Annotated in this window: 12 protein-coding genes; all 12 read right to left on the reverse strand. The window is 61.5% G+C overall.

Features of this window, described 5'->3' with window-relative positions:
- Positions 1–464 precede the first annotated feature (464 nt).
- Positions 465–1,340, reverse strand: a complete 876-nt coding sequence (locus CKW16_RS31345) for an SDR family oxidoreductase (protein WP_095133576.1) — start codon at positions 1,338–1,340, stop codon at positions 465–467.
- 26 nt (positions 1,341–1,366) lie between these two features.
- Positions 1,367–2,515, reverse strand: coding sequence for an acetyl-CoA C-acetyltransferase (locus tag CKW16_RS31350; protein WP_095133578.1), 1,149 nt, complete (start codon positions 2,513–2,515; stop codon positions 1,367–1,369).
- A gap of 42 nt (positions 2,516–2,557) precedes the next feature.
- Complete coding sequence (locus CKW16_RS31355; protein WP_095133580.1) at positions 2,558–3,613, reverse strand: acyl-CoA dehydrogenase family protein; 1,056 nt, start codon at positions 3,611–3,613, stop codon at positions 2,558–2,560.
- 10 nt (positions 3,614–3,623) lie between these two features.
- A complete protein-coding gene (locus CKW16_RS31360; protein WP_095133582.1) occupies positions 3,624–4,790 on the reverse strand; it encodes an acyl-CoA dehydrogenase family protein in 1,167 nt (388 codons plus the stop codon).
- A 10-nt stretch (positions 4,791–4,800) separates the two neighbouring features.
- Positions 4,801–5,556 (reverse strand): enoyl-CoA hydratase family protein, encoded by a 756-nt coding sequence (locus CKW16_RS31365; protein ID WP_095133584.1) that lies wholly within the window; start codon positions 5,554–5,556, stop codon positions 4,801–4,803.
- An 11-nt stretch (positions 5,557–5,567) separates the two neighbouring features.
- Positions 5,568–6,635, reverse strand: a complete 1,068-nt coding sequence (locus CKW16_RS31370; RefSeq protein ID WP_095133586.1) for a nitronate monooxygenase family protein — start codon at positions 6,633–6,635, stop codon at positions 5,568–5,570.
- Positions 6,636–6,637: 2 nt separating this feature from the next.
- Positions 6,638–7,510: an enoyl-CoA hydratase gene (locus tag CKW16_RS31375; RefSeq protein WP_095133589.1), complete on the reverse strand. Its 873-nt coding sequence runs from the start codon at positions 7,508–7,510 to the stop codon at positions 6,638–6,640.
- A gap of 24 nt (positions 7,511–7,534) precedes the next feature.
- Positions 7,535–8,323, reverse strand: a complete 789-nt coding sequence (locus CKW16_RS31380) for a CoA-transferase subunit beta (protein ID WP_095133591.1) — start codon at positions 8,321–8,323, stop codon at positions 7,535–7,537.
- A 12-nt stretch (positions 8,324–8,335) separates the two neighbouring features.
- On the reverse strand, positions 8,336–9,217 hold the full coding sequence (locus CKW16_RS31385; protein ID WP_095133593.1) for a CoA transferase subunit A: 882 nt from the start codon (positions 9,215–9,217) through the stop codon (positions 8,336–8,338).
- A gap of 11 nt (positions 9,218–9,228) precedes the next feature.
- Complete coding sequence (locus CKW16_RS31390) at positions 9,229–10,125, reverse strand: VOC family protein (protein ID WP_095133596.1); 897 nt, start codon at positions 10,123–10,125, stop codon at positions 9,229–9,231.
- A 274-nt stretch (positions 10,126–10,399) separates the two neighbouring features.
- Positions 10,400–11,521: an LLM class flavin-dependent oxidoreductase gene (locus tag CKW16_RS31400; protein ID WP_095133600.1), complete on the reverse strand. Its 1,122-nt coding sequence runs from the start codon at positions 11,519–11,521 to the stop codon at positions 10,400–10,402.
- A 122-nt stretch (positions 11,522–11,643) separates the two neighbouring features.
- A complete protein-coding gene (locus tag CKW16_RS31405) occupies positions 11,644–12,828 on the reverse strand; it encodes a flavin-dependent monooxygenase (RefSeq protein ID WP_095133602.1) in 1,185 nt (394 codons plus the stop codon).
- Positions 12,829–13,578 lie beyond the last annotated feature (750 nt).

Consider the following 13,578-nt stretch of genomic DNA (forward strand, 5'->3'; position numbering starts at 1 on the left):
CTCAACCGAGGCGCGCATTCTACAGCAGCCTCTGTTGCTGTCAAGCGGTTATTTTCCGAAGTTTTCAAAGTTTCCTTTGCAACTTCAACCACTTGCGCTTGCGATCTCTCGTTAGCGGGAGGCGAATCCTACAGCGTTACTCGCTGCTGTCAACACCTCTTTTACACCGCTTTCGACCGAGAAGATCGAATCGTCCATCAAGCTAAACCACCCTGCCTGACCGACTCCTTCTGGGCTTCGATGACCCGAAGCAACTCGCTGCCGAAAACTGCGTAACTCATTGTTTACCAAGGAGTTTTCCGTTTCGACTGCGCCGGAAGTGGTGCGAATTATAGACTTCCAGAATCTGTCGTCAACCCTTAATTGAGTTTTTCTATCAATCACGTGCAGAACGCCGGAAAACAGCCCGTTTCTCCTCTATATAGAAGAGCAAAACGAATCCTTCTATATAGAGGGCGGCCCCATCAGCTGCCATACACTTTCGCCGCCGGCACTGCCCGGGCCATCAATTGCTCTACCGCCTGCCCCACCTCGTCCACCGCCCAACGCCCTTGCCTGTCCAGTTCCGGACCTCTACGCCAGCCGTCGGCAATCGACAACTTACCGCCCTCGACTTCGAACATCTGCCCGTTGACCGCACTGGACGCTTGCGAGCCGAGCCAGACCACCAACGGCGCAACGTTTTCCGGAGCGAAGTAGTCGAAGCCCTCTTCGGGTTTTTTCATGCTATCGGCGAACACCTGCTCGGTCATTCCGGTGCGCGCGGCCGGGGCCAGGGCGTTGACGGTTATGCCATAGCGACCCAGTTCGGCCGCCTGCACCAGCGTCAACGCAGCGATACCGGCCTTGGCAGCGGCATAGTTGGATTGACCGATGGAGCCCTGCAAACCGGCCCCGGAACTGGTATTGATGATCCGCGCACTCAGCTGCGCCCCCCCCTTGGCCTGCTCGCGCCAGTAACGCGCGGCGTGGCTGGCGATACAGAAGTGGCCTTTGAGGTGCACGGCCACCACCGCATCCCAGTCGGCTTCGGTGAGGCTGGCGAACATCCGGTCGCGACAGATGCCGGCGTTGTTGACCACCACGTCCAGGCCGCCAAAGGTTTCTATGGCCTGGCGCACGATCAACGCCGCATCGTCGTAGCGGGTGATGTCGTTGCTGTTGGACACGGCGCTTCCACCCTGCCCGAGAATTTCGCCGACCACGGCCAGCGCCGCTTCACGATTGATATCGTTGACCACCACTTTAGCGCCCTCGGCGGCGAAGGCCCGCGCGTAGGCCCGGCCCAGACCACCGCCGGCACCGGTGATGATCACTACGCGGTTCTCACAGATTTTCATGTTCCTGCTCCCTTCAAATACATCGCTTACAAGCGTTCGATAATCGTCACGTTGGCCTGGCCGCCGCCTTCGCACATGGTCTGCAAGCCGAAGCGTCCCCCGCTGCGCTCCAGTTCATGCAACAGCGTGCACATCAACCGGGTGCCGGTGGCGCCCAACGGATGGCCGAGGGCAATCGCCCCGCCGTTGACGTTGGTCTGTTCATGGGGATAACCCGTTTCCTTGAGCCAGGCCATCGCCACCGACGCGAAGGCTTCGTTGATCTCCACCCGATCGATGTCTTCAAGCTTCATCCCGGCTCGCTTGAGTGCATAAGCGGTGGCCGGGATTGGAGCGGTGAGCATCCAGATCGGGTCTTCGGCGCGCACGCTGAGGTGGTGGATACGCGCGCGCGGTGTCAGCCCGTAGCGTTTGAGTGCTGTTTCAGAAACGATCAGCATCGCGCTGGCCGCGTCGCAGGTCTGGCTGGACACTGCTGCGGTCACCCGGTCGCAGCCAAACAGCACGTCCAGTTCGGCCATTTTCGCCAGGCTGGTCTGGCGCGGCGTTTCGTCGTGCAGAACTCCGGCCAGTGGCACGATTTCCCGGTTGAACCGCCCTTGCTCAATGGCCCGCAATGCCCGCTGATGGGACTCCAGTGAATAGGCTTCCAGTTGTTCGCGGGTCAGCCCCCACTTCTCGGCAATCATCTGCGCCGAACGAAATTGAATTGGCGGTTGTGCGCCATAGCGCCGGACCCAACCTTCGGAGCCGCTGAACGGGTCACTGAAGCCCAGCGGTTCGGCAGCGATCATCGCCGAGGAAATTGGAATCTGGGTCATGGTTTGCACGCCGCCGGCGACGACCACATCCTGGGTGCCGCTCATCACCGCTTGGGCGGCAAAGTGCACCGCTTGCTGGGACGAACCGCACTGGCGATCGATGGTGGTGCCGGGGACCGCCTCCGACAGGCCGGCGGCCAGCCAACTGGTGCGGGCAATGTCCCCGGCCAGCGGACCGATGGTGTCGACACAGCCGAAGATCACGTCGTCGTAATCGTCATCGGGGATGTCGTTGCGCTCGACCAGCGCACGCAAGACGTGGGCGCCCAGGTCGGCGGCGTGAATCTGGCTCAAACCACCCTTGCGCCGCCCAGTGGGTGTACGCAGGGCGTCGACAATATAGGCTTCAGGCATGGTGTACCTCAGGGTAGATGTTGACGTCAGGCACAGTCGCCGTCAGAAAGTTTTCCCAGCACCCAGTGCTGGATTGCCGTCGAACAAGGCCGCGCGGATTCGCCCTTTATGATGGCCGCGATCCCCCCAGACCTTGTCCAGCGCCCAGGCGCGTTTCATGAACAAATGCAGGTCGACTTCCCAGGTGTAACCCATGGCGCCATGGGCCTGAATGGTGTTTTTCGCGGCGAGCATGGCGGCTTCCGAAGTTGCCAACTTGGCATGGGACACCAGCACTTCCTGTCCCGGTTGCTGCTCGGCCAGTGCATAGGCGGCGCGATACAGCGGCCCTTTAGCGAACTCGATCTGCACCGCGACGTTGGCCATCAAATGCTTGACCGCCTGGAACGACCCCACCGGTTTGCCGAACTGTTTGCGCTCAAAGGTGTAATCCACCGCGAGGTCGACCATGCGCTTGGCCAGCCCCAGCATTTGCGCGGCACAGCCCAGCGCGCCGCGATTAAACGCGGCGGCCCACAAGCGTCGACCCTGTTCGCCAGCGGCCACGCAAGTGGCAGGCATCGGCGTCCAGTCGACCTGAAACAGCTGACGACTGGGATCGACCGACACATTGCGGATCAGGCGCACCGCGCCAGGTTCGACCGCATGCACCTCATCGCCATGAGCCAGCAACAGCAAATCGGCGACATGAGCATCGCTGACCAGCGGGTTACCCGGCTCGGCAATCGCCAACCGTGCGCGGCCTTCCGCGACGCGCGCCAGCCAGTGCTGTTTGAGTGCCGCGTGGCTTTCATCAAGGGCGGCGAGCAACGGCACGCCGATCAGCATCGTGTCCACCAGCGGCTCGGGCAGACCGGCATAACCACATTCCTGAGCAAGCAAAATAAAGTCCAGCTCATTCATACCCATCCCGTCTTGCTCTTCGGGAACGGTCAGCGCGGTCAGGCCCAACTCCACCAATTGCGCCCAGAGCTGATCGCTGCGCCCGCTGTCGCTGAGCCACAATTCGCGAATGCGCTCTGGAGTGACCTCGTTGATCAGAAAACTTCTGACGTTGTCCTGGAACAGCAATTGGTCGCGGCTGAAACTAAAGTCCATGGTCTATTCCTCAGGCACGCGGCATGCCGAGCATGCGTTCGGCAATGATGTTGCGCTGGATCTCGTTGGTGCCGGCATAGATCGGCCCGGCCTGGGCAAACAGAAAACCTTCCAGCCAATGGCCGACATCGCCCGCAGCAGGTGCTTCGGGCAGCAGCTCGCCACGCAAGCCGAGAATGCTCATGGCGGTGTCGTGCATGCGCTGATCGAGTTCCGACCAGAAGATTTTGTTGGTCGAAGACTCCGGCCCGATCTTCCCGCCCTGCACCAGTTTCGAGGCGGTCATGTAGGTGCTCAGGGTGTAAGCCTCGGCGTCCAGCCAGGCGCGCATCACCGACTCGCCAATGGCCGGGTCACGATCAGCCTGCTCGCGGTTGGCCTGGTATAGCTGTACCAGTCGCCGAGCGGTTTCCTGAAAACGTGCGGGTGAACGCAGCAGCAAACCGCGCTCGAACCCGGCGGTGGACATCGCCACATGCCAACCCATGCCCTCGCCGCCCAGCGCGTTTTCCACCGGAACCTTGACGTCGTCGAAGAAAATCTCGGCGAACCCGGGCAAGCCATTGAGCTGAGGAATCGGCCGTACCGTGATCCCCGGACTGTCGAGCGGCAGCAGAATAAACGTCAGGCCCTGATGGCGCTGTGAATGAGGATCGGTGCGGAAAATGCCGAATACCCAATCTGCCCACACGGCGCGAGTCGACCAGGTTTTCTGGCCGTTGATCACATAGTGGTCGCCGACCCGTTCGGCGCGCGAGCGGATCGCCGCCATGTCGGAGCCGGCGCCTGGTTCGGACCAGGCCTGGGCCCAGATGTCTTTGCCAGTGGCCATACGCGGCAAAAAGCGCGCCTTCTGTTCCTCGCTACCGTATTCCATCAGCGTCGGGCCGAGCAGGAAGATGCCGTTCTGGTTAACCCGTGCAGGCGCGCCAGAGCGGTAGTACTCCTCCTCGAAGATCAACCACTCGATCAAGTCGCAACCGCGCCCGCCGAGATCGATCGGCCAGGTGACCATGCCCCAGCGACCGTCGTTAAGCCGGTTTTCCCAGGCACGGTGCTCGGCAAAGCCTTGCTCGGTGTCGAACGATTGCAGCGGTTCGCGGGGTACATTGGCCGCCAGCCAGGTCCGCGCCTCGGCGCGAAAGGCCTGCTGGGCCGGGGTGTATGTCAGGTCCATGAGAGTGCCTTCAGCCGTTGAAGTGGGCATCGCGCTTCTCGACGAACGAGTCGCGTGCTTCCTGTGAGTCCAGTGAGCGATAGGCCTCGAGCGTGAAGCCCTGCTCCCAGCGATATTTGTCTTCCAGATTGCCGTCTTCGATACCGCTCAGCGCTTCTTTGGCGAGGCTGATCATGGCCGGACTCTTGGCGGCGATGGTGCGGGCGATCTGCAACGCGGCCTCACGCAAGTCCTCGCGCTTGACCACACGCTCTACCGCACCCAGGCGCCAGGCCTCGGCGGCGTCGATCATTTCGCCGGTGAAGTACATGTGACGGACCTTCTGTACCGGGAACAGCCGCTGCAAATGCGCGCCGCCACCCATGGCACCGCGATCGACCTCGGGCACGCCGAAACTGGCGCACTCGGAAGCCACCAGAATGTCGGCCGCGCCGCAGATGCCGATGCCGCCGCCGAGGACGAAGCCGTGTACGGCGACGATCACCGGTTTCGGATTGCGGTGGATCGCCTTGAAGCTGTCGTAGTTGCCTTTGTTCACCGCCACGATCAGGTTGCCGTCGGCGGCCAGTTCCTTGATGTCGACCCCGGCGCAGAAGCCGCGCCCTTCGGCGCGAATCACGATCACCCGCACGCTGGCGTCGAGACCGAGGCCTTCGATCTCGCTGGCGATATCGGCCCAGCCCTGGCAATTGAAGGCGTTTACCGGTGGCTGGTTGAACACCAGTTCGGCAATGCCGTTATCGATACTGACGCTAAATGGTTTCATGCCTTTCCCCTTCACGACACACGGCGGCACAGCTCGCCCAGACGCGCTTCGGCGTCACGGACGATCTGTTCAATCAATTGGGCGCAGCTGGGCAAGCTGTCGATGGACGCGGCGATCTGGCCGGCGGGCAGTACACCTTCAGCGGGTAACCCGTCGACCATGGCTTTCTGGATCACCATCGGAGCGTTGGAGGCCATGATGCTTTGCGCGGCCGTCAGCTCACCGCTACCACGCATTTTCAGCGCGCTGGTGAGCAGTTGCGTCAGGCTAATGCCACTGTGACGGCGGTACGCCAAGCCACTGCGGACTGCCAGTAACAATCGTTTGAGACCACCACTGGCTTCAAGCTGGTTGAGCAATTCGTTGCGAATCATCCGTTGCGGCATACCGTCGATGGCGCGACTGATGATGATCGCCGCGGGATCGTTGACCGCGAGGTAACGCGACAGGGTCGCCTGCGGCACCGGACTGTCGGCGCACATCAGAAAGCGCGTGCCCATGGCGATGCCTTCGGCGCCGTAGGCCAGGGCTGAGACCAGGCCTTTACCATCCTTGAAACCACCGGCTGCCACCACGGGCACCGAGACCGCGTTGACCACTTGATCGAGCAGTAACGAAGTCGGCACCGACCCGGTATGCCCGCCGCCCTCGCCGCCCTGTACGGTGACCGCATCGGCTCCCATTTCCACGGCTTTTTGCGCGTGCTTCAGGGCACCGACCGTGGGGATGCACACCACGCCGGCGTCCTTCAGACGGCTGATCATTTGCTTGCCGGGCGAACGGCTATAGCTGACCGCCCTGACGTTGTGGCGTAGCACCAGCTCGACGATCTCTGCGGCGTTGGCCTGGTACATATGAAAATTGACCCCGAAAGGCTGATCGGTCAGACGCCGGGTTTCGAGGATTGCTGCCTCCATCCGCTGAGGCTCGATGGTCGCCCCGGCGAGAAAACCGAAGCCGCCGGCATTGCCGGTGGCCGCCACCAGTTTCGGGTCGGCGACCCAGCCCATTGCGGTCTGGATGATTGGATAGCGACAGCCGAGTAATTCGGTCAGCCGGGTATTCAAAGAGATCGCCATGCTCACGCCCCGCCCGAGGTGCGTTGCGAACGGGCCATGGCCTTGGCGTCATATCCGCCGAGTCGGTCACCCGACACCAGCTCATTGTGCGCATGGGCGAAGTGGTGCAGGCCGAAGACCATATCCATGGTCGCGCGCTTGCCCATCAGGTCTTCGGCGTTGTTGACTGCCTGCTTGCTCAATTGCAGACCGAGGCGCGGCATCTGTGCGATGCGTCCGGCGATGTCGAGGGTTTCCTGTTCCAGCAGATCGCGGGCAACCACCCGATTGAGCATGCCCATCTGGTAGGCGCGCGCCGCCGGCATGCGCTCGCCGAGGAACAGAAATTCCTTGGCGATGCGCGGGTTGAGCTCATGCACATGGGCGAAATACTCGACCCCGGGAATGCCCATTCGCACCACCGGATCCGCGAAGTACGAATCCTCACTGGCGACGATCAGGTCGCACACCCAGGCCAGCATCAGCCCGCCCGCGATGCACGCCCCCTGGACCATGGCGATGGTCGGCTTGGGCATTTCGCGCCAGCGGCGGCACATGCCCAGATAGACTTCCTGCTCTCGGGCGTAGAGAAATTCGCCGCCCGGCTTGTTGGTGTGGTCGTACCAAAGGCTCGCGCGGTCGAAGGTCTGATCGACGTCGCGACCCGGCGTGCCGATGTCATGCCCGGCGGAGAAATGCTTGCCGGCGCCACGCAGCACGATGACTTTCACCTCATCGTCGTCGCAGGCCCGGCGAAACGCCGCGTCCAGCGCGTAGGTCATCTGCGAGTTCTGCGCGTTGTGGTACTCGGGGCGGTTCATGGTGACCAGGGCCACCGCGCCGCGCACCTCGTAAAGCACCACGTCGGCCTCGTTCTTGTCGTTATGTTCAGCCATCACTTTTCTCCGAAACGGGGGCGCTCAGCGTTGGCCTGGCGGGTTGTCTTTGAGCTGGCTGGCACGCAGGTTGTGCGGGTCCAGGCGCTGGATCAGCTGCAATTGCTCGACGGTCGGGGCAGTCGTGATCGGGCAGTCTTGCGGCACATGCAGGGCAAATCCGGTGTTGTCCTGAACCTCGGCCACCGTCACGCCGGGGTGCAGCGAGCGAATCCGCATTTGCCGCTGCGGGCCCAGGAAATCCAGCACGCAGAGGTCAGTGATGATCAGGCGGATATCGATCTCGTCCAGCGACCAGCCGCGCGCCAGACGCGCCGGGTTGTAGCCAACCGAGGCGACCATATCGACCTCGCCTTCGACGAACACCCGACGGTTGTGGCTGGGCACGCAAAAGGAGTTGGCGTGGCTGATGGAGTTGCCGGGAAAACCGCGCACACCGAGCATTTGCGCCTTGGGTTTGGCGTAATCGCCAATGCACGAAATGTTGGCCTGGCCGAAGCGGTCAATCTGGGTCGGGCCGACCAGCGCATGGCGCTTGCCGCCCCACACGTTGTCGAAAATCCGAGAGAATCCCATCCAGCTGTCACGCTTGGGCTGATAGCCGTTTCGCGCGCCCAATGGCACCGGTTCGGCGACCATGTAGGCTTCGGAGTCGGTCATCAGCAGCTGCGGATTGCTGCTGAGCATGCTCAAAGAAGCGGCCAGCCGAGGGATCACGCCGATGCCGCTGGCCAGAACCTCGCCATCGTCGCGCCAGGCTTCGGAGGCGGCGCAGATCATCAGTTCGGCGAGGCTGTAAGTGGTAGTGCTCATCGCAAGGCTCCCTTAAAAAATCGGCAACGGCAGTTGGCGGATTGCAGCCAGGCCGCCGACCTTGTCCAGGTACTGTTCGTGGGTGCAATCGACGTAGTCCCGGACGTAGCCCTGCCAGCCATCGACGGCCTGGGCTGAAGCGTTGTAAGCCTTGAAGTGCGCCACGTCGAAACCGTACAACGGCGCGCAGGAAGACGGATGCGCGCCGCCCGGCACGTGGGCCACGGCGGTGGTCAGGTTGCGTTCCCAGAACACTTGATGTGCTTGCCCGGCATCGGCGTGGAAATACTCGCTGTCCACCAGTTCATCGCAGGTCACGTAGCTGTGAGTCGCGGCACGTACGAACAGGTCGTCCATGTAGTGATCGGGGCCGCTGATCTGGCAGACACCCCGCGCATCGGCACGGTCGACGTGAATCAGCGCTGCATCGAGTTTGAGCGCCGGCATGGCAACCCAGTCCTTGCCGTCGGCATAGGGCGAGGCGATCAATTTGATCTGCGGGTTGTGCCGCAGCACATCGGTGCCCAGGCCTACCGCCGTCGGAATAAATGGCACATTCATCGCTGCAGCCCGCAGACCGAGCAGGAGCATGCCTTCGTCGATCTCCATCACCTCCAGCGCCGCCTCTTGGCGTGCCTTGCGGAAGTACGGTTCCAGTGGAATGAAATCGAGGGAAACAAAGGCGAATACCAGCTTCTTGATTTTGCCAGCCGCGCAGAGCATGCCGACATCCGCACCACCGTAGGCGACCACGGTGAGATCCTTGAGGTCCGAGCGTAGAATCTCCCGCACCAACGCCATGGGTTTACGCCGCGGCCCCCAGCCACCGATGCCGATGGTCATGCCGTCACGCAGTTGGCCGACCATCTCGGCCGTGGTCATTCGCTTGTCCATCGTCATCGTCCTCATTGGCGACCGACACTGAAGTCGTGGCCCCAGTGGCTGACCACGGTGCTTTCAAAAGGTGTGTGGCGATCCCAATCGACCACCAGGCCATCGCAGCCGTATTCCAGGTCAAACCCTGACGGCGTCTTGATGTAGAACGAGATCATCTGATCGTTGGTGTGCTGACCCAGGGTGGCCGACAGCTTCACGCCGTTGGCGTGCACGCGATCGAGAGCGCGACCGACTTCGTCCAGCGAGTTGACCTCGACCATCATGTGCACGCAGCCGTAGGGCATCGGGCACTCGAAAATTGCCAGCGAGTGGTGCCGACCGTTATTGCAGTGCAGGAAGTGGATGCGCTTTTGCGGCTCGGCCGGGTCCGGGGTGAAGCGGACTTTCATCAGGTCGGACAGTCCGAAACCGAGTACTTGCTCGTAGAAGTCCCGGCAGCGCTCGAAGCTCGGCGCCGGCAGTACCACGTGACCCATGCCCAATTCGTTGGTGACGAAACCCTTGACCCCGACCGGCGAAACGAAGCGCGCGAAGTCCTGCAGAGGTCCCCAGAACAGTTCGTGGCGATTGCCATCCGGGTCGCTGAAGTGCACCAGTTCCTGGACCTTGCGAACCTCGGCTTGGGCCACGGTGCCGCGGGTAACTTGCACATCCGCCTGTTCCAGAACGTTGACGGCGTGTTCAAGTGCCGCTTTGCCAGGCACTTCCCAGCCGCACGCGCCGAAGCCGTTCTCAGCGCTTTTCTCCACCAGAATGCGGTAATGGCGCTCGTCCATTTTCAGGTACAGCCGCTCATCATCGTCGCTGCCGACCACCATCATGCCCAGCACCTGGCTTGCGTACTGACGCCATTGCGCCAGGTCGCTGGATAACAGGGTGACGTAACCCAGACCACGGATATCCATGGATGCACTCCTCGTTCTTTTTCTAAGGCCCCGCCGCACTTGGCGGCTGCCGGGGGAGACTTTATGCAGGGCTATTCAAGCGGGTTTGAGCGGGGGCAACATCGTCCAATGGGACTAGCGGAAATGATTGGTGGAGGCATAAAAACATGTGGGAGCGGGCTTGCTCGCGAAGAGGCCATATCAGTCAACATTGATGTTGAATGTAAGACCGCCTTCGCGAGCAAGCCCGCTCCCACAGGGGTGATGTGGTGTTCAGATGCTTAAGTGGTGGGTTTTAAGCCTTACGGAAATGCGGGATCACTTTCTCGCCAATGTTGCGCAGGGTCTCCAGTTGCGCCCATTGCGGCACGGTGCCCATCTGGCAGATGAACAGGATTTCGTCGGCGCCGGCGTCGATCAGACGCTGCACGTAACTGATGCAATCCTCGACGGTGCCGTAGGCGTGGTTGGGGTTCATCATCGCCATGGTCGGGTCGGAAAAATCGACGCTGACTTCTTCCGAGGCGAAGCGCGACTTGATCACGCTCTGGCCGTTGCCATCGACGAAGGTGTCGTCCTTCCACTTCTCCGGGTCCGGACGTTCGCCACCGCCGTACCAGTAACCCAACGACTCCATGAAGTAGCGCTGGCCACGAATGCCGATGCGGCGCGCCTCTTCGTTGTTTTCCAACACGATGGCCGGGCACAGGGCTGCGATGTGACGGTTCGGACGGAAACCCACCTGTTTCTTCTCGTCGCGGTTGTCCCAGGCCTCGTGGTAGACCTCGACTTTCTTGGCGATTTCTTCCGGGCCACCGAAGCCCAGCACCAGTGCACCCATGCCGCGACCGCCGGCGTTTTTCAGCGACTCGGTGTTAGTGCAGGCCAGGTACATCGGCGGGTGTGGGTCTTGATAAGGCTTGGGATGGATCGGTCGTTTTGGGATCTGCACAAAGTCGCCGTTGTGTTCGATTTCGTCCTGCACGAACATTTTCGGGATCAGGTACATCATTTCGTCGATCTGCGGCTGCAACGTGGCCAGGTCATAACCGAAGGTGCCGGCCTCCTGCTGGGTGCCACCCTTGCCGACGCCAAAATGTACGCGGCCCTTTGACAACAGGTCGAGGGTCGCGATGCGTTCCGCGACTTTTACGGGGTGGTTCATCGCTGGCGGCAAGCAGACCACGCCGTGGCCAATGCCGATGCGCTCGGTTTTGCCAGCGACGAAGGCCAGCATGGTTTCCGGCGCGGACATGTGCGAGTAGTTGCTCAGCGCCGTGTGTTCCACGCACCAGAAGGTATCGAAGCCGAGCTTGTCGGCCAGCACAGCCTGCTCAACGGTATCTTCGAAAATCTTGCGGTCGCCTTCGCGGCTGGAGTCCACCGTCTGGGCTTCGTAAATCAGTGAAAATTTCATGGTTGATCCTTGTCTTGATTGGGTGCGCAGTCGGCGCCAGAGACCTGTGCCTTGCCCCCATGCTCGGGCATCGGCAGGGCGCTCGAATCACGCAAACGGACTAGCTGAATCAAAGGGAAAAGTCAGAGAAAAAAGTCGTTGCTGTCCTGGCCCATGCTGACCCCGCCGAGATTCCAGGCGTACTTGGCCGGGTTGTTCGCGACGTGGGCACGGCCGGTGTGAATGTCGCGGAATGCCCGGTTGATTGCGTGGCTGCGGAAGATGGTCGAGGCGCCGCTGTTGAACATCAGGTCGGCAACCGCTTTGGCGCACTTGTCGGCCACCAGCGCCGAGTCATAACGCATCTTCACCCGCTCGGGCATGCTCAACAGCTCTGCGCTTTGGGCCCGTTGCATCATCAGAGCGAAGTTGCGCAGCAGGACGGTTTTACACTCGTCGACGCAGACCATGGCGTTGGCCAGCACGGATTGCGCGGCCGGGTCCTGGACCATTTTGCGACCGTCGTTGACCCCGACCCGCGCGCGGTTGTGCTCGACAAACTGATCCACCGCGCCTTGCAGGGCACCAATGGCCGAGGACGACACCGCCCGCACAAAAATCTGCCCGAATGGCAGGCGGAACAGCGGCGCGGTGTTCACTGCGTTACCCGGACTGTCCTGCATGAAACCGTCGAACGCCCGATGAGTGCGGTACTCCGGAACGAAGGCGTTCTCCACCAGGATGTCGTGGGAGCCGGTGGCTTCCAGACCCATGACATTCCAGTTGTCGAGCACCTGATAGTCGCTGCGCGGCACCAGGAAAGTCCGGTAATCCGGCGCCCCGCCCGCCTCTTCCGGCGGCACCAACGCCCCGAGGAACACCCAGTCGCAATGCTTGCTGCCGGAAGAAAAACCCCAGCGCCCGCTCAGCTTGAAACCATTCTCGACCCGCTCGACCTTGCCCACTGGCATATAGGAAGAAGAGATCAGCACACTGGAGTCGGCGCCCCAGACATCCTGTGCCGCACGGTCATCGAACAGCGCCAGTTGCCAGTTATGTATCGCCACCACACCCAGCACCCAGGCCGAAGACATGCACCCTTCAGCGAGGGTCATCTGCACCTCGAAGAAGTCCCTGGGTTCCAGTTCATAACCTTCCCAGCGTGATGGCTGAAGGATGCGAAAGAACCCGGCGTCGTGGAAATCCTTCAGCGTTTCTTCAGGCAGCTGGCCGGCTTGCGCGGTGTTCTGGGCGCGCTCACGCAGGATCGGCACCAGCTCGCGGGCACGTTGGCTCAGACGCTGGCGAATCAGGTCTTGGTTGAGCATTTTTATTGTTCTCCTCTGTTCACCCCATCCGCCGGGGCGCGCGTGCAGCGGGGCGTGTGCAGCACCAGCGGCGCTCGCCTCCACAGCGGCATTCAAGCAATGCGTGCGGCGGAGGGCATCCCTCAAACGGACCATGTGCCTAAGAGATGAGCGAAAGAATGCAGCCTCCGGTAATTCCCGAAGTCGTTGAGTCAACCTTGAGAGATTGGCTGGTAGATAGACCGCCATCGCGAGCAGGCTCGATCCCACAAGGGATTGGTGTTCACCCGCCAGGATGGGTCGGCTGACAGGCCGCCATCGCGAGCAAGCTTTGCTCCTACAGAATCAAAAGCAGACCAGGCGCACACCTTTCGCTTCCCATCACTCAACAGGCCGAGCGTTAGCTCGCCTGCAGCTCTTGACCTTGATCCACCCGCCCCATCGGGAGGCTGAGTGGAGGTGTTCATCCGGGGGGTGGGCGCGCAGCGCCGTTCGACGAAGTCGAACACATCGAGAGGAGGTCGAAGCGAAGCCGACCGGAGGCGATGCCCCCGGATGAATACCGGAACGAAGGAACGCCGAGCCTAAGCGAGGGGCCGGACGCTCGGGGCGAGCCTTTTTTTGCTTACTTATTTTTGGCGTTTCGGTACGTGTCAAGGTACCTGTCGCCTTGCTCCTACAGTTGTTAGCCCGTTGCGCCCCTAATTTCAGGGCGTTCCGGGTTTAAATACACCGCATCTGCGAGCTTCCAGTTCCGTGTCCGAGTACTCC

Source organism: Pseudomonas sp. Irchel s3h14, from assembly GCF_900187425.1.
GTDB lineage: Bacteria > Pseudomonadota > Gammaproteobacteria > Pseudomonadales > Pseudomonadaceae > Aquipseudomonas.

Coding starts and splice junctions, on each gene's coding strand:
- CKW16_RS31345 (WP_095133576.1), bottom strand. CDS start 1,340: ATGAAAATCTGTGAGAACCGCGTAGTGATCATCACCGGTGCCGGCGGT.
- CKW16_RS31350 (WP_095133578.1), bottom strand. CDS start 2,515: ATGCCTGAAGCCTATATTGTCGACGCCCTGCGTACACCCACTGGGCGG.
- CKW16_RS31355 (WP_095133580.1), bottom strand. CDS start 3,613: ATGGACTTTAGTTTCAGCCGCGACCAATTGCTGTTCCAGGACAACGTC.
- CKW16_RS31360 (WP_095133582.1), bottom strand. CDS start 4,790: ATGGACCTGACATACACCCCGGCCCAGCAGGCCTTTCGCGCCGAGGCG.
- CKW16_RS31365 (WP_095133584.1), bottom strand. CDS start 5,556: ATGAAACCATTTAGCGTCAGTATCGATAACGGCATTGCCGAACTGGTG.
- CKW16_RS31370 (WP_095133586.1), bottom strand. CDS start 6,635: ATGGCGATCTCTTTGAATACCCGGCTGACCGAATTACTCGGCTGTCGC.
- CKW16_RS31375 (WP_095133589.1), bottom strand. CDS start 7,510: ATGGCTGAACATAACGACAAGAACGAGGCCGACGTGGTGCTTTACGAG.
- CKW16_RS31380 (WP_095133591.1), bottom strand. CDS start 8,323: ATGAGCACTACCACTTACAGCCTCGCCGAACTGATGATCTGCGCCGCC.
- CKW16_RS31385 (WP_095133593.1), bottom strand. CDS start 9,217: ATGGACAAGCGAATGACCACGGCCGAGATGGTCGGCCAACTGCGTGAC.
- CKW16_RS31390 (WP_095133596.1), bottom strand. CDS start 10,125: ATGGATATCCGTGGTCTGGGTTACGTCACCCTGTTATCCAGCGACCTG.
- CKW16_RS31400 (WP_095133600.1), bottom strand. CDS start 11,521: ATGAAATTTTCACTGATTTACGAAGCCCAGACGGTGGACTCCAGCCGC.
- CKW16_RS31405 (WP_095133602.1), bottom strand. CDS start 12,828: ATGCTCAACCAAGACCTGATTCGCCAGCGTCTGAGCCAACGTGCCCGC.